Origin of the sequence: Paenibacillus kribbensis, from assembly GCF_002240415.1 — a bacterium.
GTDB lineage: Bacteria > Bacillota > Bacilli > Paenibacillales > Paenibacillaceae > Paenibacillus > Paenibacillus kribbensis.
Genome location: NZ_CP020028.1, coordinates 1,442,218 through 1,461,127, shown reverse-complemented (window position 1 = coordinate 1,461,127; position 18,910 = coordinate 1,442,218). Strand labels below are relative to the sequence as shown.

The 18,910-nt window shown below is 47.1% G+C and carries 19 protein-coding genes; 2 read left to right on the top strand and 17 right to left on the bottom strand.

The features are described 5' to 3' along the window. Nucleotides 1-69 precede the first annotated feature (69 nt). From B4V02_RS06575 to B4V02_RS06530, 10 genes are all read right to left on the bottom strand, one after another. On the bottom strand, nucleotides 70-2,313 hold the full coding sequence (locus B4V02_RS06575) for a methyl-accepting chemotaxis protein (RefSeq protein ID WP_094154180.1): 2,244 nt from the start codon (nucleotides 2,311-2,313) through the stop codon (nucleotides 70-72). A gap of 224 nt (nucleotides 2,314-2,537) precedes the next feature. Then, complete coding sequence (locus tag B4V02_RS06570; protein WP_094154179.1) at nucleotides 2,538-3,869, bottom strand: peptidase U32 family protein; 1,332 nt, start codon at nucleotides 3,867-3,869, stop codon at nucleotides 2,538-2,540. Nucleotides 3,870-3,899: 30 nt separating this feature from the next. Beyond that, nucleotides 3,900-4,829 (bottom strand): peptidase U32 family protein, encoded by a 930-nt coding sequence (locus B4V02_RS06565; RefSeq protein ID WP_094154178.1) that lies wholly within the window; start codon nucleotides 4,827-4,829, stop codon nucleotides 3,900-3,902. 11 nt (nucleotides 4,830-4,840) lie between these two features. After that, nucleotides 4,841-5,869, bottom strand: coding sequence for an endolytic transglycosylase MltG (gene mltG / locus B4V02_RS06560; RefSeq protein ID WP_094154177.1), 1,029 nt, complete (start codon nucleotides 5,867-5,869; stop codon nucleotides 4,841-4,843). A gap of 95 nt (nucleotides 5,870-5,964) precedes the next feature. Beyond that, nucleotides 5,965-6,267, bottom strand: a complete 303-nt coding sequence (locus B4V02_RS06555; RefSeq protein WP_007431621.1) for a DUF1292 domain-containing protein — start codon at nucleotides 6,265-6,267, stop codon at nucleotides 5,965-5,967. Further along, a complete protein-coding gene (locus tag B4V02_RS06550) occupies nucleotides 6,264-6,566 on the bottom strand; it encodes a DUF1292 domain-containing protein (protein WP_007431622.1) in 303 nt (100 codons plus the stop codon). The genes B4V02_RS06555 and B4V02_RS06550 overlap by 4 nt, the downstream gene beginning before the upstream one ends. 13 nt (nucleotides 6,567-6,579) lie before the next feature. Beyond that, nucleotides 6,580-6,996: a Holliday junction resolvase RuvX gene (gene ruvX / locus B4V02_RS06545; protein ID WP_043891218.1), complete on the bottom strand. Its 417-nt coding sequence runs from the start codon at nucleotides 6,994-6,996 to the stop codon at nucleotides 6,580-6,582. A 9-nt stretch (nucleotides 6,997-7,005) separates the two neighbouring features. Continuing rightward, nucleotides 7,006-7,266, bottom strand: coding sequence for an IreB family regulatory phosphoprotein (locus B4V02_RS06540; RefSeq protein WP_007431624.1), 261 nt, complete (start codon nucleotides 7,264-7,266; stop codon nucleotides 7,006-7,008). 137 nt (nucleotides 7,267-7,403) lie between these two features. After that, on the bottom strand, nucleotides 7,404-10,037 hold the full coding sequence (gene alaS, locus B4V02_RS06535) for an alanine--tRNA ligase (protein WP_094154176.1): 2,634 nt from the start codon (nucleotides 10,035-10,037) through the stop codon (nucleotides 7,404-7,406). A gap of 353 nt (nucleotides 10,038-10,390) precedes the next feature. Then, nucleotides 10,391-11,458: an AI-2E family transporter gene (locus B4V02_RS06530; protein ID WP_094154175.1), complete on the bottom strand. Its 1,068-nt coding sequence runs from the start codon at nucleotides 11,456-11,458 to the stop codon at nucleotides 10,391-10,393. A gap of 210 nt (nucleotides 11,459-11,668) precedes the next feature. Here B4V02_RS06530 and B4V02_RS06525 point away from each other — a divergent pair, with 210 nt between their 5' ends. Then, a complete protein-coding gene (locus B4V02_RS06525; protein ID WP_094154174.1) occupies nucleotides 11,669-13,642 on the top strand; it encodes a methyl-accepting chemotaxis protein in 1,974 nt (657 codons plus the stop codon). A 179-nt stretch (nucleotides 13,643-13,821) separates the two neighbouring features. Here B4V02_RS06525 and B4V02_RS06520 read toward each other — a convergent pair whose 3' ends face one another. From B4V02_RS06520 to cymR, 4 genes are all read right to left on the bottom strand, one after another. Next, entirely contained in the window at nucleotides 13,822-14,034 is a 213-nt protein-coding gene (locus B4V02_RS06520) for a hypothetical protein (RefSeq protein WP_025718630.1), read from the bottom strand. A gap of 10 nt (nucleotides 14,035-14,044) precedes the next feature. Next, on the bottom strand, nucleotides 14,045-14,566 hold the full coding sequence (locus tag B4V02_RS06515; RefSeq protein ID WP_094154173.1) for a PRC-barrel domain-containing protein: 522 nt from the start codon (nucleotides 14,564-14,566) through the stop codon (nucleotides 14,045-14,047). Between the two features lie 136 nt (nucleotides 14,567-14,702). Then, complete coding sequence (locus B4V02_RS06510) at nucleotides 14,703-15,854, bottom strand: cysteine desulfurase family protein (RefSeq protein ID WP_094154172.1); 1,152 nt, start codon at nucleotides 15,852-15,854, stop codon at nucleotides 14,703-14,705. Nucleotides 15,855-15,866: 12 nt separating this feature from the next. Next, nucleotides 15,867-16,286 (bottom strand): cysteine metabolism transcriptional regulator CymR, encoded by a 420-nt coding sequence (gene cymR / locus B4V02_RS06505; RefSeq protein ID WP_007431631.1) that lies wholly within the window; start codon nucleotides 16,284-16,286, stop codon nucleotides 15,867-15,869. A 304-nt stretch (nucleotides 16,287-16,590) separates the two neighbouring features. On the opposite strand from cymR, the gene mnmA reads away from it, so the two are divergent. Further along, entirely contained in the window at nucleotides 16,591-17,712 is a 1,122-nt protein-coding gene (gene mnmA / locus B4V02_RS06500; RefSeq protein WP_167383749.1) for a tRNA 2-thiouridine(34) synthase MnmA, read from the top strand. A gap of 144 nt (nucleotides 17,713-17,856) precedes the next feature. Here mnmA and B4V02_RS06495 read toward each other — a convergent pair whose 3' ends face one another. The 3 genes from B4V02_RS06495 to B4V02_RS06485 all read right to left on the bottom strand — a co-directional run bounded on the left by B4V02_RS06495 (nucleotide 17,857) and on the right by B4V02_RS06485 (nucleotide 18,908). Beyond that, a complete protein-coding gene (locus tag B4V02_RS06495) occupies nucleotides 17,857-18,165 on the bottom strand; it encodes a ClbS/DfsB family four-helix bundle protein (protein ID WP_244188466.1) in 309 nt (102 codons plus the stop codon). Nucleotides 18,166-18,227: 62 nt separating this feature from the next. Then, on the bottom strand, nucleotides 18,228-18,464 hold the full coding sequence (locus B4V02_RS06490) for a DUF1871 family protein (protein ID WP_094154169.1): 237 nt from the start codon (nucleotides 18,462-18,464) through the stop codon (nucleotides 18,228-18,230). A gap of 189 nt (nucleotides 18,465-18,653) precedes the next feature. Continuing rightward, a complete protein-coding gene (locus B4V02_RS06485) occupies nucleotides 18,654-18,908 on the bottom strand; it encodes a CPCC family cysteine-rich protein (RefSeq protein ID WP_094154168.1) in 255 nt (84 codons plus the stop codon). Nucleotides 18,909-18,910: the final 2 nt, after the last annotated feature.

The window sequence follows — 18,910 nt, the reverse complement described above, 5'->3', positions numbered from 1 at the left end:
CCGCTTTTGAACACGGAAATGGGTTTCCTGCCATTATCATAAAATAAGCAATACATCATTTTGTTGCATTTACACCGTAAACCGCGAAAGCTGCTCCTTCAACTTCACGGATACGCCTTCCAGCTTATCAGACAAGCCTACCAGTTGATTACCGATATTTGCCTGCTCATTGCTCAGGGAAGCGACTTCCTGCGAAGTGGCCGAGGATTGCTCAGCTACTGCACTTACATTGGTCATTGCCTCAGATAAAGTTGTCTGCGATTCACTCAATTCCTGAATGGATGAGGTGACCGTTCCCAATCGAAGCGCAAATTCTCCCATTTGCTGCTGCACCGATTGGAAAATGTCCGTCGTCACCTGCACGGCTCCCATCTGCTCACGGAACAGTGGATACACCTCGGATAATGCCTGCACCGTTTCATTCATCTCATTGATGATGTTGTTAATAATTCCTGAGGCCGTTTGAATGGCTTGACGTGATTGCTCAGCCAGCTGCCGAACCTCATTCGCCACCACCATAAAGCCGCGTCCGGCGGTTCCCGCCCGTGCCGCTTCAATCGTCGCATTCAGCGATAGAATATTCGTTTGCTTGGCAATATCCTGTAATACGTCCAGCACCTTAAAGACATCGGAAGTGGTCTGCTTCAGCTCATCTACCTTGCCTACCAGAGCATGCGTAGTTTCTTCTGTAACCCGCGTCTTGCTTAACAGGTTTTTCAGCTGAATCGTCCCTTTTTCACTGGATTGTTCAACCTCCCGTGCGGCCAAGCTCATTTCATGATTAGAAGCCATCACCACATCCATTTGCTGAGATATATTCCCGGTTAGTCCGCTGCCACGTTCAGCCTCGGTTGCCAAACTGGTGGAGCCATGAGCGATTTCCTCAGTTGCGGCTGCAATTTCCTTGGCTGAAATAGCCGTCTTCTTCGAGGCATCACTCAGTTCCGTCGCTGTATCCAGAACCTCCTGAGCCGACGCGTTCGTCTGCTCTACCAGCAATGTAATTTGCTCCATCATCATGTCAAAGCTGACAGACAACTGGCCAATTTCATCCTGAGCCTTGTAGTTCGTTCGGATTTGCAGGTTCCCTTTGGCACCTTCGACCATTAAATTTTTCAGATGGGTCAACGGACGCGCTACGAGGCGTACGATCCACAGGCCAATGAACAATGCAATGAGTGCAGCCACCGCAGCAAATATCCAGGTCGTCGTTAAAATCCCCCTAGCGTCTCTAACCAGCTCTGATACAGGTACTACACCCACGAGAATCCACTTGGAGGTTCCCAGCGTATTATGAACCGTTAGCACATTTTGTTCTTCCCCATTTGCTTCCTGCTCCATAAATTGAGTTCCTTCGATCCCTTCAAGCTTGGAAACGTAATCCAGCTTTTTCTTTCCTCCTGACAAGCTATCTATGTTGGAGCCTACAAATTCGCCCTTGTCGGTCACAAGGCTAATCATACTGCCCGCGCCCAAATTAACACTTTTCAACTCGTCCTCCACCACACTGGACTTTAAATCCATAACCAGAACGTAGGTCCCTCCGAGTCCGGACATACTGTTCATGGAGCGTGCCAGACGAAAGGTCTTGCTTCCATTGTCATTCACCTGCGTAGGCAACCAAACAATTCCCTTGTTTTTCAGAATATCCTTAAACCACGCTTCCTGCCGTACATCCTTTTGTGTTCCTGTGCCCATCGCCGCCAAACTGGCTTCCTCCGGGTACAAGTACAATGAATCAACCGCTTTATTCGTAAAAGCAAGATTCGTTAACTTCTTGTTTACTTCACCCATAGCAACAAAAGATTCAAAAGAGTTCTTTTCTTGCTTTGCCGCCTTTTGCAGCTGATCACTTAATTCCGTATCAAAAAATACCTGTGTCGAGGTATCTTGAAAGCGTTCTAAAATAATATCAAGCTTTTCCGAGGTTTGCTGAACGGTTTGCTGATAAGCGGTAGCCGCATTTTGCTCAATCGTACTTTTTGCCCTGTAGTAAGAGATCATCCCCAAGCTGACCACAAATAACATAATTGCCGCAAAAAAGATCAGGAACAACTTCATTCCAACCGAACGGATCGGATTATAGTTTTTGACCAAATGCATGAAATCCTTACTGTACTTTTCCGGCTTAAGTAAACGCTTTAAATTATATGCGCTCTTACGGGTGGCTTTGGCTACCCAGGGAATAACTTTCGAGGATATCCTAGCTGTCTGTTCTCCTTTATTCGCTGTGATGCCCTTCATGCCTTTCATGAGTTCTATTTTCTTCGGTTGCCTTTTTGAAGTCTTCCCTTCTTTTTTCCGAAAACCCATTCCTCTCACCTGCCGCCATATAATTAGTTTCCTGATCCACGTCATCCACTATGTATCTGTTATCTATATAACATCTATCGGAACTATTCGACGCGGAATGTAGCTTTCCTTTGTGGAATGACTAAATTTTGTGAAACTTTTTTCCTAGAAAGGTATTCAAAAAAAAGCCTCTCCAACCGATAGGAGAGACTTTTGAATCTTTTCACCCGCGACTTAGGGCCTATTCACTTCTTTTTACGCATCATATCAAAATACGATACAGGTTGATCTACCTTCATTTTAATCCGTTGAAGCGGGTGACGTGCAGCATCCAGCTCATTGCCTTCCTCATCCCAGATCGTTCCGACCTTTTGTTTAAAGAATGTTCCGTTCGGACCAAAAAATTCAATTTCATGACCCGGTTTAAAATGATTGCGCTGCTGAATCGTTGCGATGCCGCTAGCAGCATCATAATCCATGACCAATCCGGCAAAATCGTAAGGTACTGCCTTCTCCTCCGGCTCATAAATATGATCCTCATGATCCGGTGTATCGTAGAAAAAGCCTGTATTCAGCGGACGATTGGCTGCCTTGTTAATCTCTTCAATCCATTCTGGCTTGAGCACATAATTTTCAGGATCAGCCATATAGGAATCAATCGCTTGACGATAGACATTCACGACCGTAGCCACATAGTGAATGGACTTCATGCGTCCTTCCACTTTAAAGCTGTCTACACCGACATCAATCAGATCGGGAATATTTTCAATCATGCACAGGTCCTTGGAACCCATTGAAAAAGCGTTATCGCCTTCTTCAAACAGCGGAAGCTGGTTAACGCCAAGCTGAAACTGTTTCAGCACATTGTTATCCTGCGCCTCTTCCTCAGATATCCACACCTCGCCCGGGCGGGCATCCTCGAACAGGTCGTATTTCCAGCGGCAGGACTGACAGCATCCCCCACGGTTGGAATCTCGATCTGTAAAGTGATTGGACAGCACACAGCGACCGGAGAATGAAGAACACATCGCACCATGGACAAAAGCTTCGATCTCAATATCCACATGCTTTTTAATTTCCTCAATTTCCTCCAGGCTGGTCTCACGTCCCAAAACAACACGTGGCAATCCCTCGTCCTTCCAGAACTTTACCGCTTGCCAGTTCAGTGTGGACTGCTGTGTGCTCAAATGCACTTCCAATCCCGGAACAGCACGCAATGCCACAGATACAATGGCCGGATCAGCAACAATTACAGCATGAATGCCTACCTCGTACAGATTGCGCAGATATTCCTCGATCCCGGCAATATCTTCATTGTGGGCATAGATATTCGTCGCCACAAGCACCTTGGCACCGTACTTGTTGGCAAATTCTACACCTTCCCGCATTTCCTCAAAACTGAAATTGTCGGCGTTAGAACGCAGACCGTATTTCTGTCCACCAATATATACAGCATCCGCGCCATAGTGAACCGCAAACTTCAGCTTTTCCAGATTTCCGGCAGGAGCGAGCAGCTCCGGCTTATCCAGACGATTCCGCTTGCCATTATATTTTCTTGTTTTGGTCAACGTTCCCATGACGTTCCCCCCTTGTGTGTTCATGTAATATTAATAAACCTGCTCTTTATAGAAAAATCCGAAGGATAGCTCCCGTTCAGGGTCTTGAAGCCGGCGAACCTCATCCAGCCAGCTTTCATCATATGCATAAGCTTCCGGATCAGCTGTATAGGTGTCAATGGCTTTACGATAAGCACGAACAACCGCTGCATTGTAAGCCGTAGGTTTTAACAGCCCTTCGATTTTAAAGCTGTGAACGCCTGCCTCCATCAGAAAATGCAGGTCCTCCATGATACAGAAATCATCCGAACTCATAATATGCGTCCCGTTCATATCCTCATAAATGGGGAATTTCTCTTCCTTCCGTTCGGCTTCAATCAGGAACAAGCCGCGCTCCCTGCCGAGATCGCCTTCTACCGGGCGTCCTTGATGCAGCATGTAGCTTTGTACAAGCTTGCGCTTGGAATGATAAATATTAGTCATGCCATGTACCTGAACCTGTGCCTCCATGTTCAGCTTCGGAATCATTTCCGTAATTTCGTCCATACTGAGCTCACGGGCCAAAATAACGCGTGAGGCTCCCTTCTCGCCCCAATAGTTGGCGGTTGCGAAGTTGGTGGAAATCATTTCTCCGTTCCAAAACAGCTTCAGATGGGGGGCATACTCTTTCACCGCCATGAGTACCGACGGATCATTAAACTCAATGGCATCTATACCGCACCCAGCAAGTGTCTGCACATATTCGGGAATGAGCGGCAACAGCTCGTTCGTCATCAAATTTGTCATAGATACGTATACCTGTGCCGTATGCTTCCGTGCTTCTTCTACAACCTCACGGATTTGATTCGGTGTAAAATGTCCCGGTAGCCGCATGCCAAAGCGGTCATCTCCAATTAGCAATGCATTCGCTCCGGCCTTCAGCATTTGGCGGGCATCCTCCGGAGAGCTGGCGGTTACCAGCAGTTCGGGTTTGTAAGCCATAGGCTCACCTCCTATTTTGTCTTACGGTTACTTACCTGAATGTTATGCAAATGTTCTTTATATGTGGCGGCAAACAAATGTTCATGTGTTCCGTCTTTTTTGGTCACATAAAATAAATAATCCGTAGCTGCCGGCTGCAAGGCCGCCACTACTGATTTCAAACTCGGACTGGCAATTGGTCCTGGCGGAAGTCCCGGATGCAAATACGTATTATAAGGACTTTCTACAGCCAAATCCTTATAATACAGCCGTTCCTTCTGCTTATCCAGCATATATTGAACGGTGGCGTCAATTTCCAGCTTCTTGTCCTGCTTGAGTCGGTTATAAATGACTCCAGCCACTATAGGCCGTTCATCATCCACTACCACCTCGCGCTCCACCAAAGAAGCAACACTCAGCAGCTGATGCAGCGTTTCGCCCCGCTGCTTTAGGTTAGCATCCAGGTCAGGTATGGTATTCAGACGTTTTTGCGTCTGCTCCAGCATCGCCTGAACAATATCCTTGGTTGTGCTGCCTTTTTTCAGCTCATAGGTTTCAGGGAAGAGATAGCCTTCCAGCGCATAGCGAAGCCCTGCCTGCTTCGGAATATCCCGCACCAGCGAGACATCAAAAGCGGACGGCTCGTTGGCCAACTGCAAAAATTGCTGCCGGTCCGCCAGTCCTTCTTTTTGCAGCTTATCAGCCATCTGTCTGATCGTATAACCTTCCGGTATTGTAAAACGAATCATTTCCTCTTTGACAACGTCCCCTGCCGATAGCTTGGCAATCAGTTGATCAAAGGTTATGCCAGGCTGCGCCTCATAATTCCCGGCCTGGAGTGCATTTCCTTGCTGTTTGAATTTTACATAAGCCTTAAACACAAGCGCATTACGTATAAGTCCCTTTTGTTCCAGTGTATCTGCAATAGCTGAGGTCCCTGTTCCCTTCACTACCGTAAATGCAACAGGCTGCGTTTTCGGCTGAACAGGCTGCATAGCACTCCAAATATAGAAAGCTGCTCCTCCTGCTATGATAACAAGCAGCAAAAACAGCGTGGTCATCCTCGTCCTTCGCTTCACATCCACTCACACTCCTTCACAGCCAAAAAGGGCGGACAGGTCCGCCCTTTCAGGTTTGATCTCCTCGTTATCCAGCCTTACAGCTCCGGCAGCGTACATTCATCGTACAGCTCGGAAATATCTTCCCATTCATCATCATCTTCGATGGTGGTAATGGAGACTTCGCCGTCTGTGGATGAGCTCACATGATATAGCTCATGCTCGCCTGCAGCAGCCCCAGGTCGACGTAATACAGCGTACCGTTGATTACCTACCTTGAACTCTGCTTCCAGCTCCATGCGTACCGCATGACCCTGTTCATCCTGCAACTCTACATCGCCGTCGAATGCTTCCTTTAAATCAGAGGTCCAGCTTAGGTCTTCACGTGAATAGTTCGTCATTTCCCGTCTTCCTCGTCCTCTTCTTCCACAAATGTATTAAAGGTCTCTTCAACGATTTCCCACTCGGCATCGTCTTGGATCACATACAATTTAATATCATCGCCTTCTTCCTCATAACGGAAGGCGTAAACATCGGACTCATCAGCTTCAGGGTCCACTGGCGCAACCATCATGTACTTCGCTTCGGAACCGTCTACCTCAAACTTCATAATGACCTCGAACTCTTCTTCGTTGCCCTCGTCATCGGCAATATAAATAATTTCCGGCTCTTCTTCCATACCCACTTGATTTTCAGCCATTACGATATCCCCCTCACCTTGTACTGTGTGCGTCCAAATAGTTTTGCAAGATCAGGCTTGCTGCCAGCTTATCTACCACCTGCTTGCGTTTTTTTCGGCTGACGTCGGCTTCCAGAAGCGCACGCTCTGCCGAACGCGTCGTCAGCCGTTCATCCCAAAGGTGAACGGGTAATCCCAGCAACTCCTTAAGCCGGTTCGCAAACTCAATGCAAATCTCACCGCGTGGACCCACGGTTCCGTTCATATTTTTCGGCAAGCCTACAACCACCTCACCGATTTCATGGTCACGGATTAAATCTGCAATTTTACCGAACTCACTGTCGTCACCACGTCGTTCTATGACTTCCAATCCTTGGGCGGTCCAGCCGAAGGCATCACTTACGGCGACCCCAATTCGGCGGTCCCCGTAATCCAATCCCATTACTTTCATGCCTGTCTCCTAACGGTGCTTCGCCAGATAGAAACGAACCAGCTCTTCAATCAATTCATCGCGTTCTTTTTTGCGTACCAGGCTTCTGGCATTATTATGCCGCGGCACATAAGCAGGATCACCTGATAACAAATACCCGACAATCTGATTGATTGGATTGTATTCCTTTTCTACCAAAGCATCATATACGGTCAACAAAATTTCCTGAGCAGAAGCTTCCTTCTCATCCGCCTTGACATTAAATTTGACCGTTTTGTCCATGGAATCCATTGTTGACACCTCGCTTCCACAAAACATGTGTACATGTTTATGCCAGCTTATTCTTATACATCATACCATAAGCAGAGCCTTTCAAGGAAATGTCTTAGCCCGTTTTTTTTCCAAAAATCCGCAAAAATGATCGAACTTTATCCTTGAGAAGCTGCCGCCACCAGTTCATGGGCACGTTGAAGCGCTTCGTCCAGCTTGCTGGCATCCTTGCCTCCAGCTTGTGCCATATCAGGACGTCCGCCGCCGCCGCCGCCGCATACGGCAGCAATTTCCTTCACGAGCTTGCCTGCATGAAGTCCTGCCTTCGTATGCTCTGCAGGTACAGCTACGACAAAATTGACTTTGTCGTCCATCGCAGCGCCGAGCACCAGCACAGCAGCCGGAAGCTTCCCTTTCAACTCATCGGCAATGGCACGCAAAGCGTCCATACTGGAAGCCTGTACGCGTGCAGCGAGCAGTTGTACTCCACCGACTTGCACCACCTGATCCGTCAGTTGACCTGCCTCAATAGCGCTCAGCTTGCTTTGCAGCGATTCATTTTCACGACTAAGGTCTTTAATGTGCTGCTGCAGGGACTCGATGCGCTTCGGCACCTCGGACAGCTTGGATTTAACCAGCCCGGCCGATACCTTCAACAGCTCCAATTGTCCTTCCATATATTCAAAGCCAACACGCCCGGTTACTGCTTCAATACGACGGACACCTGATCCGATACCGCTCTCGCTGACAAGCTTGAACAGTCCGATTTGCGAGGTATTGCTGACATGACAGCCACCGCACAGCTCGATGCTGTAATCGCCTATTTTAACGACTCTTACGATATCTCCGTATTTTTCACCGAACAGCGCCATCGCTCCCAGTGCCTTGGCTTCATCAATCGGTTTCAGTTCAATATTCACATCCAGCTGGCTCCAGATCGCACGGTTTACCCGCAACTCAATATCCGCCAGCTCTTCCGCTGTAATGCTTCCGAAATGGGAGAAGTCAAAACGCAGTCGTCCAGGCTCTACCAAAGAACCTGCCTGATTGACATGGTCACCCAGTACTTCTTTAAGCGCTTTGTGCAGCAAATGTGTAGCCGTATGGTTTTTCTCAATTTCTCCACGCGAGGCTTGGTCTACTTCTGCTTTCACCGTATCGCCAACGTTCAGCTCACCGGCCTCTACAACGACCTGATGCACATGCTGGCCTTGTGGTGCCTTGAACAGTCCTTCGACCTTCGCAGTCACCGTACCTCCACGCAGCAAGCCATGGTCACTGACTTGTCCGCCGCTTTCGGCATAAAAAGGAGTCACATCCAGCACGACCTGGCAAGTTTGTCCTTCACTAACACTGTCCACCAGCACATCCTCATATACAATCGCCACAATTTTTGACTCAGTTACGAGGTCATTATATCCAACAAATTCACTTTTAACCGCCAAGTCGGACAAAGCTCCGCCCTGAATCTTCATGCTGGCATTGTCCTGATGAGCGTCACGCGCGCGTTTGCGTTGCTCCTGCATCGCTTCATCGAAGCCCTCACGGTCGACTTTCAAGCCCTGCTCATCCGCATAATCCTCGGTGAGGTCAAATGGGAACCCGTACGTATCGTACAGTTTGAATGCGTCTGTTCCGCTAATCATATCGCGGCCTTCCGCCTTCGCCTGAGCGCTGATGTCAGCCAAAATAGCCAATCCGTCTGTCAGTGTTTCGTGGAAGCGTTCCTCTTCTGTTTTGATCACCTTGACGATGAAATCACGCTTGTTCACCACTTCAGGGTAGTACACACCCATGATATTCCCAACCGTTTCCACCAGTTCAAACATAAACGGACGGTTCATACCGAGCATTTTTCCGTAACGCACAGCCCGGCGCAGCAAGCGGCGAATAACATAGCCCCGTCCCTCATTGGAAGGCAGTACGCCATCGCCAATCGCAAAAGCTACGGTACGAACATGGTCGGCAATGACTTTGAGAGCCACGTCGCTGTCCACATTTTCGTTATATTTGACTCCTGCCATTGCAGCTGTTTTCTGAATGAGCGGCTGGAAAATATCTGTGTCAAAATTGGAATCCACATTTTGCAAAATGGATGCAAAACGCTCCAAGCCGGCTCCTGTATCAATATTTTTGTTTGGAAGCGGCGTATAGCTGCCGTCTTTGTTATGGTTGAATTGTGAGAATACGAGATTCCATACTTCCAGGTATCGCTCGTTCTCTCCGCCTGGATACATTTCAGGGTCCGTCATGTCGCTGCCGTAGGCTTCGCCGCGATCATAAAAGATTTCCGTACAAGGTCCGCAAGGGCCTTCACCGATGTCCCAGAAGTTGTCTTCCAATTTGATAATTCGCTCAGCAGGCAGACCGATTTTTTCGTTCCACAGCTTGTACGCTTCTTCATCTTCAGGATACACGGTAACAGCCAGACGCTCCGGATCAAAGCCAATCCATTTCGGATCAGTCAGAAACTCCCATGCCCATGTAATGGCCTCTTCTTTAAAATAGTCGCCAATGGAAAAGTTGCCGAGCATTTCGAAAAAAGTGTGGTGACGGCGCGTTTTGCCGACATTTTCAATGTCATTCGTACGAATGCATTTTTGTGAATTGGCGATACGTGGATTTTCAGGCTTCACACGTCCGTCAAAATAAGGCTTGAGCGGCGCCATGCCCGCATTAATCCACAGCAGGGAAGGATCTTTATGAGGAACAAGCGGTGCGCTTGGTTCAATCACATGTCCCTTGCTTTCAAAAAACTCCAGCCATTTGGAGCGGATTTCACTAGCTTTCATATAAGTAGCCTCCTAGTTATGGTGTCACTTGTTCTTGGCACAGGCCATAAAAAACAGAAAAACGCCCCTGAACGGATCAGGGACGATTGTATCGCGGTACCACCCTGGTTATCGCCGTCCCCTCTGTACGAAATGCCACATGTGCAAGCTGCACACTCAGGCATCTGTTTAACGGACGAGCGATCGCCTTGTTTTCACTGGTAACGGGAGCATCCCGGCGGGTTCAGCCCGCACTCCGAAATGAGCTTTCCCTACTGGATAAACACATTTAAACATACTCAATTCAGTATATCCGTGTCATTTAGCCGTGTCAACGCGATTTCAGACAGGATGCATTAGGAAAACATACAAAATCAGATCGGTTTACGCTTCACATAATAAGCAAAAAAATGCTGAAGCGCTACCTTTAATACGGCCATCACCGGAACTGCCAAAATCAAGCCGGTAATTCCCGCTATTTCTCCACCCACCAACAGGGCGAATATGATGGATATCGGATGCAGATGCAGGGTTCGTCCGACTACCTGAGGGGAAATTACATTACTTTCCAGTATTTGAATGCAGGTGTTCACGACCACGACCAACAGCACCATTTTGAAGGAAACCGTAGAAGCCATTACTACCGCCGGAGCAGCCCCCAAAAAAGGGCCCAAATACGGAACAATATTAAAAATCGCCACCACACCTGCCAGCAATAGCGCATAAGGCATACCAACCAGCATATATCCGATATAAGCCATTACGCCGATAATGACGCATACCAGCAGCTGTCCTCTGACATAGTTGCCAAGTGCCTGATCAATTTCCTTAAGCACCGTTACAATCGCCTTACGGCGAGAACGCGGGAGATAAGATACAATCGTCCGCTCGAACACTTCAAAATCCTTTAAAATATAAAAAATGAGAAATGGCACAATGAATACATTGAACAGCATGTTGATCATGCTACCAATGTTATCCATAAAGTTGGAAATCCCCGTAGCCATGCGGTTTTCCAGTTGGAAAAACCATTGGTTCATCCCCGTTCGCACCCCTTGAGGCAAAATGCCGCTATCCATATTCGACATTAATCCCTGTGCATGCATGGTCAGTTCAGGCAAATGCTCATTCAGCTCATCCAGTTGTTCAATAAACATCGGGATCAGATTCATCAAAATGACAATAAGGCTGGCCAAAAATACAGCATAGATAAGCAGCACGGCTACACTTCGAGGCACCTTGCGACCGCCCAGCATACTGACAATAGGATTGAGAACATAGGAAATGATCATCGCTACCGCAAACGGAGCAATGATTGTTTTCAGAAAATCATACAGATTCAAAAACAAAGGTCGCAGCAGCCAGATAAAATATAGAATGACAAGTCCCAGCAGCGTCCATATTCCGTACCGGAACAGTCTACTTTTCGTTAATTGCTCCATATTGTGCCCCCTTACCGGACTAGCCTTCTTTAAGTATATGCCTGTATCTTTACTTTAATCCTTCCTTTGGATTCTGGCGTTTACCATTAATGTCCATTGTAAAAAAATGATGAAAACGGATGAAATTAATTAACAAATTCATTCCATCTGTCGATATAAGTACAAAGAACTATTAGATTTTCATATTTCTGAATCATCGGAGGTCGTTACATGAACTTGAAAATGAAACTTATTCTCCTTTTTACTTGCATTGTTGTCGTTGCGGCTGGACCTTTGTCTGTCATTAGCATGACAAGCATTAAAAATCAGGCTAACCGTGACATCCAAGAGCTTATGAGCAGCAAAGCCTCCGAAACTGTCAACCAGCTCGACGGGTGGACGCGCGGGAATGCCCAAATTATCGAAACGCTGGCTGCCGAATTGCAATCAGCTGATATACCATCAGATGTCAAATTAGTTTCCCTGAAAGCGGCCTTTCAAAATTATAAGGATCAAAGTATCGCTAACATTTATGCTGGACTTGAGGATGGAACCTACTGGGATGGCTCCGGCTGGTTTGAAGCAGGCTATGATCCTCGTGCCCGTCCGTGGTACAAGGATGCCAAAGCCAAAGGGGAAATATATTATTCCTCCCCATATATTGATGCGGCCAGCACCGATTTCACCATCTCGATTGCGAAGCCACTCAAGGATTCCAACGGCTCCATCACTGGGGTTGTCAGTGAAGATATTTTGTTAAACGATATGACCAAAATCATTAAAGACATAAACCTGAACGGATTAGGCTATGCATTTCTGATTGACCAAAACGGAGTCGTGGTCGCACATCCAGACAGCAAGCTGGCTGGTAAAAATCTCAAGGATACGCCCGAGCTAGGTTCGTCAACTGCAGCCCTGCTGAGCGCCACTTCGGGAAAAGCAGACTACAGCTACAATGGCAGTGAGCGCCAGCTTTATTTTAAAAAGATGCCCAGCACAGGCTGGATTGTAGGATTGTCTATTTCAAAAGATATTGCTTTTCAGGAGTACTACTCCACTCGTAACCAACTGTTGATTACTGTTGCTATTATCTTCGTCGTTGCCATGCTGCTGGCGATCTGGGCGGCAAACAGCTTTATCAAGCCGATTCGGAAGCTTCAAGTGAACGTCAAACGAGTAGCTGAAGGGGATATGACAACACGAGTGGATATTAAGGGTAAGGATGAAATCGCCAGCCTGGGTGCGGATTTTAATATCATGTCTGATAACCTCTCTAACCTCCTGCGCAAGGTAGCAGATACAGCCGTCGATGTCAGCTCAGCTTCGCATGATATGCACCAGCATGCCAAAGATACGGGAACCATCGCGTCACAAATCGCCAGTGCAGTTCAAGAGCTTGCTCAAGGAGCGAGCGATCAGGCTGAGGCCGTGTATTCCGGCTCTGAGAAGCTAACTCACATGACAGACTCTATCAACCTGATTGGAGAAAGTGTCAAACGGACTCAAACTGCGGTGTTCGAGACAGATTCTGCCGTGGTGGCAGGGTATGAAACAGCAGAGCGTCAAGCGAAGCTTGCAGCAGAGTCCAGACAAACGACGACTGCGGCAGGAGAAGCGGTAGATTCACTCACTCTAAAAACTCAGGATATCGAGCGTCTGGCCGGTGCCATCCACGATATCGCTGCCCAAACAAACCTGCTGGCCCTCAATGCGTCCATCGAAGCAGCAAGAGCCGGGGAACACGGACGAGGTTTTGCCGTCGTCGCAGGGGAAGTGCGGAAGCTGGCTGAACAAGCGGGCAGTTCCAGTGACAGTATCATGAATAAGCTGGAAGAAATCAAAATTGCAGGACTACGAAGTACGGAGGAAATGAAAAAGGCTCTTACTGTAACTGCTGAACAGGAGCAGGCAGCCACCGCGACGAGACAGGCGTTTGAATCCATCCGCGGAGCTTCTCAGCATATGCTTACCCAAATTGGGGACGTTTCAGCCGCGACGGATCAACTCCGCGTGAATGCCGGACATATTTCCGACGTTATCTCCAGCGTGGTCGCCGTCTCTGAACAAAGTGCAGCTTCTACCGAGGAAGTCGCTTCCTCCGTGCAAGAACAAGGCCATGCCATGAACAACATTGCCGACCTTTCCGCCAAACTCGATTCGCACGCGGATCTTCTGCTGGAAGAGGTCAAACGCTTTAAACTGTAAGCATTGATGTCTTCGCAGAACCGTGCAAACAAAAGAGGGTGACTCCCAGGCCAATACAGCCACCGGGAGTCACCCTCTTCGTTATTTTTATCAAGCCATATCTACCCATTGAGTCATATTCAAGCAATGGGTTAGAAAACACTCCATAGTAGACAGCCTGTCCGCTCCGTGCGTAAAGCTTAAGAAGAAGCGTGGATCTGCGGCAAGTCCTGTTGCACCATTTCATCTCCGAAGAACAGGTCATCCAATGAACTAAGCGTTCCATCCTCTTCTACCTGGTAGACGGACATTTTCTCACCATTCACCTGAAGTTCGATAAAGCATCCCCAGCAATAAAATTGATGGGAGCCGATTTTGCCGATATCTTTCGAATTACAATTCGGACATCTCAATAAACTCACCCTATCCATTAACAGAATATATGGCTTTTTCCAGACGCTGCTCGCTTAACGGGGGCACCATGACAGCATTTTCCCCGATGGACATATCTTCGGTGCAGGGCAGCCATTTCCGCCCTTCTATAATATCCGATACAAAACCATCGCTGATTTCCAAGCCTATTATGTTATTGCCCATTTCCTGATCGAAATAAACATCCGAAATGTGTCCGAGCATAAGCCCTTCCTCTGTCAGCACAGATAAATCCTTCAGTTTACCAGGTCCAAGCAAGTACGTATGTTGTATCTCACGAGCCTCCGTTTTACGTACCGCCTGCTGATTACGGATCATGATCGCATCTTCACCATACGCAACGATGTCATCCCAAGCAACGACCTTCACTTGAGAAGAAAAAAGGCCTTTGCCTTCCAGCTCGATCCCCGTAATTCTCCAATTAGCAGTCACCATAAAATCATGTATTTTACCAATCTGCTTCCCGTTCTCCACATCAAAAACGGTAAGCCCGATCATATCCTGAAGCTTCATAATATAGGGTACCTCCTCATTCTGCAAATCCGAACGAAGGTGCGGTCCTTTTCGTACATGCCTGTCAGACCTTGCTTCCGTTCATGTAATGAAATGGAAAACCGCCCTCCCTTCTTATTAAAATGTGGAGAAAACCCTAGTACCTAGTACGCAGCCGCTTCCATATGGTTTCAATTTTCTGGGCCGTGTATTCCATTTCTTCCGTAGTATTACCCAAACCGAAGCTAAAACGAATCGCTGATTTCAAAACATCTTCAGGAAGATTCATCGCCTGCAGTACATGCGACAACTCCAGAGACCCGGAAGTGCAGGCTGAGCCGCTGGCCGCTGCAATGCCTTCCATATCGAGGTTCATTAGCATGGTTTCTGTACCAATGGCCGGGAAGCTGATATTCACGACATTCGGTAAAGAATGCTCCGGATCACCATTGATCACAAAAGCATCGCTTCCCAAAGTGTCTCCCAATGCTTTCAGCAAGGTTTGACGAAGCGTTGTATCGTACGCCGAACGTTCCTCTATGGACGCACTGGCGAGCGTTGCGGCTTTTGCCAGACCGGCAATTCCCGCGATGTTTTCGGTACCGGCACGGCGTTTCTTCTCCTGGAGTCCTCCATGCATTAGCGGCTGGATGCGTGTACCCTGACGGATATACAAAGCCCCCATCCCCTGTGGACCGTTAATCTTATGACCAGATACGCTAAGCAAATCAATCGGAAGGCTCTGGCAGTCTATCTGAATATGACCAAAAGCTTGAACCGCATCTACATGGAATACAATGCCGTGTTCTCTCGCAATCTGTCCTACTTCATGGATCGGCTGGATGACGCCTATCTCATTGTTGGCATACATCATGCTGATCAAAAACGTATCCGGTCGTATGGCAGCCTCTACATCCGCAGGGTTGACACGTCCAAAGCCGTTGACCGGAACGTAGGTTACCTCATAGCCTGCTTTTTCAAGCTCGTCGCAAGCATGAAGCACCGCATGATGCTCAGTCGTGGTCGTAATGATATGGCCGGAAGTACGTCCATCTGCCGTAGCCGTCCCGAACAGGGCCAGATTATCGCTTTCTGTCCCTCCACTTGTAAATACGATTTCTTCAGGCTTGCAGCCCAAAGAGGCCGCAACGGCATCCCTCGCAGCACTGACGGTGCGCTTGGCATCCCGGCCAAAGGCATGAACGCTTGAAGCGTTGCCGAATTGGCCGGTCATGATGTCCATCATAGTCTGCGCAACCTCAGGATGCAAAGGAGTCGATGCGGCATGATCCAGATAAATTCTGTTCATGTTAATCCCACCTCAAATATAGAACATATAATTATCAAACTCATCATGTTCCTGGTATGTGATCAAGTCCTTCAGCGTTGTGGAATCCAGCACTTCTGCAATGCTGTCACGAATTCGCAGCCAGAGCTGGCGTTTGGCCGGATCGTCTTCTTCCGTGAAATCGACTGGTGAAATCGGACCCTCCAATACACGAATGATATCTCCCGCTGTTACTCCTGCCGGTTCACTGGCAAGAATATAACCGCCGTAAGCACCACGGATACTTTTTACCAAACCTGCATTACGCAAAGGTGCAATAAGCTGCTCCAGATAATGCTCGGAGAGCTGATTTTTTTCGGCAATACTTTTCAAAGAAGTTGGACCTTCGCCAAACTTGGCAGCAAGCTCCATCATAATGGTCAGGCCATAGCGGCCTTTCGTTGATATTTTCAATTGTGCCACCTCACTTATAGTAACAATTCCGTTAAACACGCGGAATAATTGGTGTTGTAAACCTCTCTATTCCGATCCTAACCCTCAGCTTATGTTAACATATTAGGGCAGGTAAAGGGAAACATTACAGATACAATCTTAAAAAAAGTTGTTTTCGAGCGATTTGGAACGGCTTTAGCCCGTTTTATGTAGTTTTCTCCCATCGTTCGCCTTGTCGTTTAATCGTCCAAACATCGTAACTCATTATCGTTTATGTTACAATAGGTGGGTTCTACAACAATAATGAAAGAATTGGGTGATGACCATGGCAAAAGCCAATCATGAAACCCGTGTCGTCGTCGGGATGTCCGGTGGCGTCGACTCATCCGTTACCGCGCTGCTGCTAAAGGAGCAGGGCTATGACGTAATCGGCATCTTCATGAAAAATTGGGATGACACGGATGAATTTGGCCGTTGTACGGCTGAAGAGGATGCGGAGGATGTGCGCCGCGTCTGTGAACAGATCGACATTCCTTACTATACCGTCAATTTTGAAAAAGAATACTTTGATAAAGTATTCTCCTATTTTCTTGATGAATATAAAGCTGGACGCACACCTAACCCGGATGTCATGTGCAACCGTGAAATTAAATTCGGTGAGTTTCTCAATAAAGCGCTGGATTTGGGAGCAGATTATGTTGCTACTGGGCATTATGCACGGGTTGTGGAAGAAGACGGCCGCTTTACTTTGCTGCGCGGTGTGGATAGCAACAAGGATCAGACCTATTTCCTGAATGCGTTAAGTCAAAAGCAGCTGTCCCGGGCCATGTTCCCGATCGGTCATTTGCCAAAGCCGGAAGTTCGCAAAATCGCAGAATCCGCGGGACTATATACAGCCAAGAAGAAAGACAGCACGGGCGTTTGCTTTATCGGCGAACGTAATTTCAAGGAGTTTCTGAGTGGATATCTGCCTGCAAAAGGTGGAGACATGGTGGATATCGCTACTGGTGAAGTCAAAGGACGCCACGATGGGCTGATGTACTATACACTGGGTCAACGGCAAGGCTTGGGCATCGGCGGCTCAGGTTCAGGCGAACCATGGTTCGTAGCCGATAAGGACCTGGAGAAAAATATTTTGTATGTGGTACAGGGTGATCGTCACCATAGCTTGTATTCCACCGGCCTGATTGCAACGGATGTGAATTGGATTGAAGGCGCAGATGCACGTCCATCCGGGGAATTCCGTTGTACAGCCAAGTTCCGTTACCGCCAGCCTGACCAGCAAGTAACCTTGCGATGGCTTGAGGATGGAACTGTTCACGTCGTATTCGATGTACATCAAAAAGCCATTACCCCTGGACAAGCTGTCGTGTTTTATGATGGGGAATTATGCCTGGGCGGCGGAACCATTGATAAGGTTGAGAAACTCCAGCCTGAAACAGTTTAAATGAATAATCGGTTTGGTCGACTAATTAAAAAAGTCGTTTCTCCTTATTGGGGAGAGACGACTTTTTTTATTGCAGGACGCAGACTAATGGGCGCTTTCGTCCTTTGCCGCTCAGGCGCACAATCCAGTAATCCCAGACTAACGTCAGCGAATGGCTCGAAGAGCTTTCATGATTTGCTCTTTATGATGTCTGTCATGCAGAACAAACATCTGTTGCAAAAAATTTTCCATGGTGTATGGACTATTAGGAAATGGACGGACAAAAGCTAATTCTGAAACCATTTTGAGCTTCCTAATCATTTGCTTGCGCTGAGCAATAGCTTCATTTAACAACTCATGTGGTTTCATATTTCTGCCGAACGCAACGGATGCATCGTTAAATGCCTGTACATCGGGTTGTTCCTGGAACGAGACTTGTTCATCATTGATAATCTGTATAAGCGTCTTAGTCAAGCTTTTGTCCCAACCCATAATATGACTGATAATATCTTGAATCGACCATGTACCCGCAATCGCTATTTTATAAGATCAATTATTTTCTCAGCAATCCACCAGCATTCTTCGATACTTTTGTTGAACTCCTTTTTAAAAGCTTGTACAAATACAACATGGATTTGTTCAGCTAATTCTTCTACAGAGTTTGTTTTAATCTCATAAATTTTACGTATTTCCGAATAGTACTCATCTTCTATTAAAGGGTATATTTTGATTGGATTCCATTCATTAATGATTTCTACAATCTCAGCGTTCATTTCTTCTTTACAACCTTATCCTCCAAATTACGAACTTTAGCTATTACAGCAGCACTCTCTTAAAAAAACAAATGCTTTCTACCATTATTCTGGGAGAGGGACTTTCCATACTTCACCCCAGAATCCGTTAAATTCCGTACTGGGTAATCCTCATCAAATGTATCTCCTCCTCTAAGACTCGCTTTTATGTTAATCACTCTCAGTATTGTTTTCTGGAAGTTCCTCCGATATTGGTTTTCTGACCTTAACTATAAATCTCTCTTCAGAAGCCCCAAAAGTTTTATAATTCTTTTGCGCCATCTTCAAAGAAATCTTATTCGCTCCCATGGCTATATCAGGATTATTGTGTGCAATAGTATCATACTGCCAATAACAAACTTCACAAATATCAAAATCCTCTTCAACAGTAAAATTACCGCAACATGGGCATTTTTTCGTATCCATCT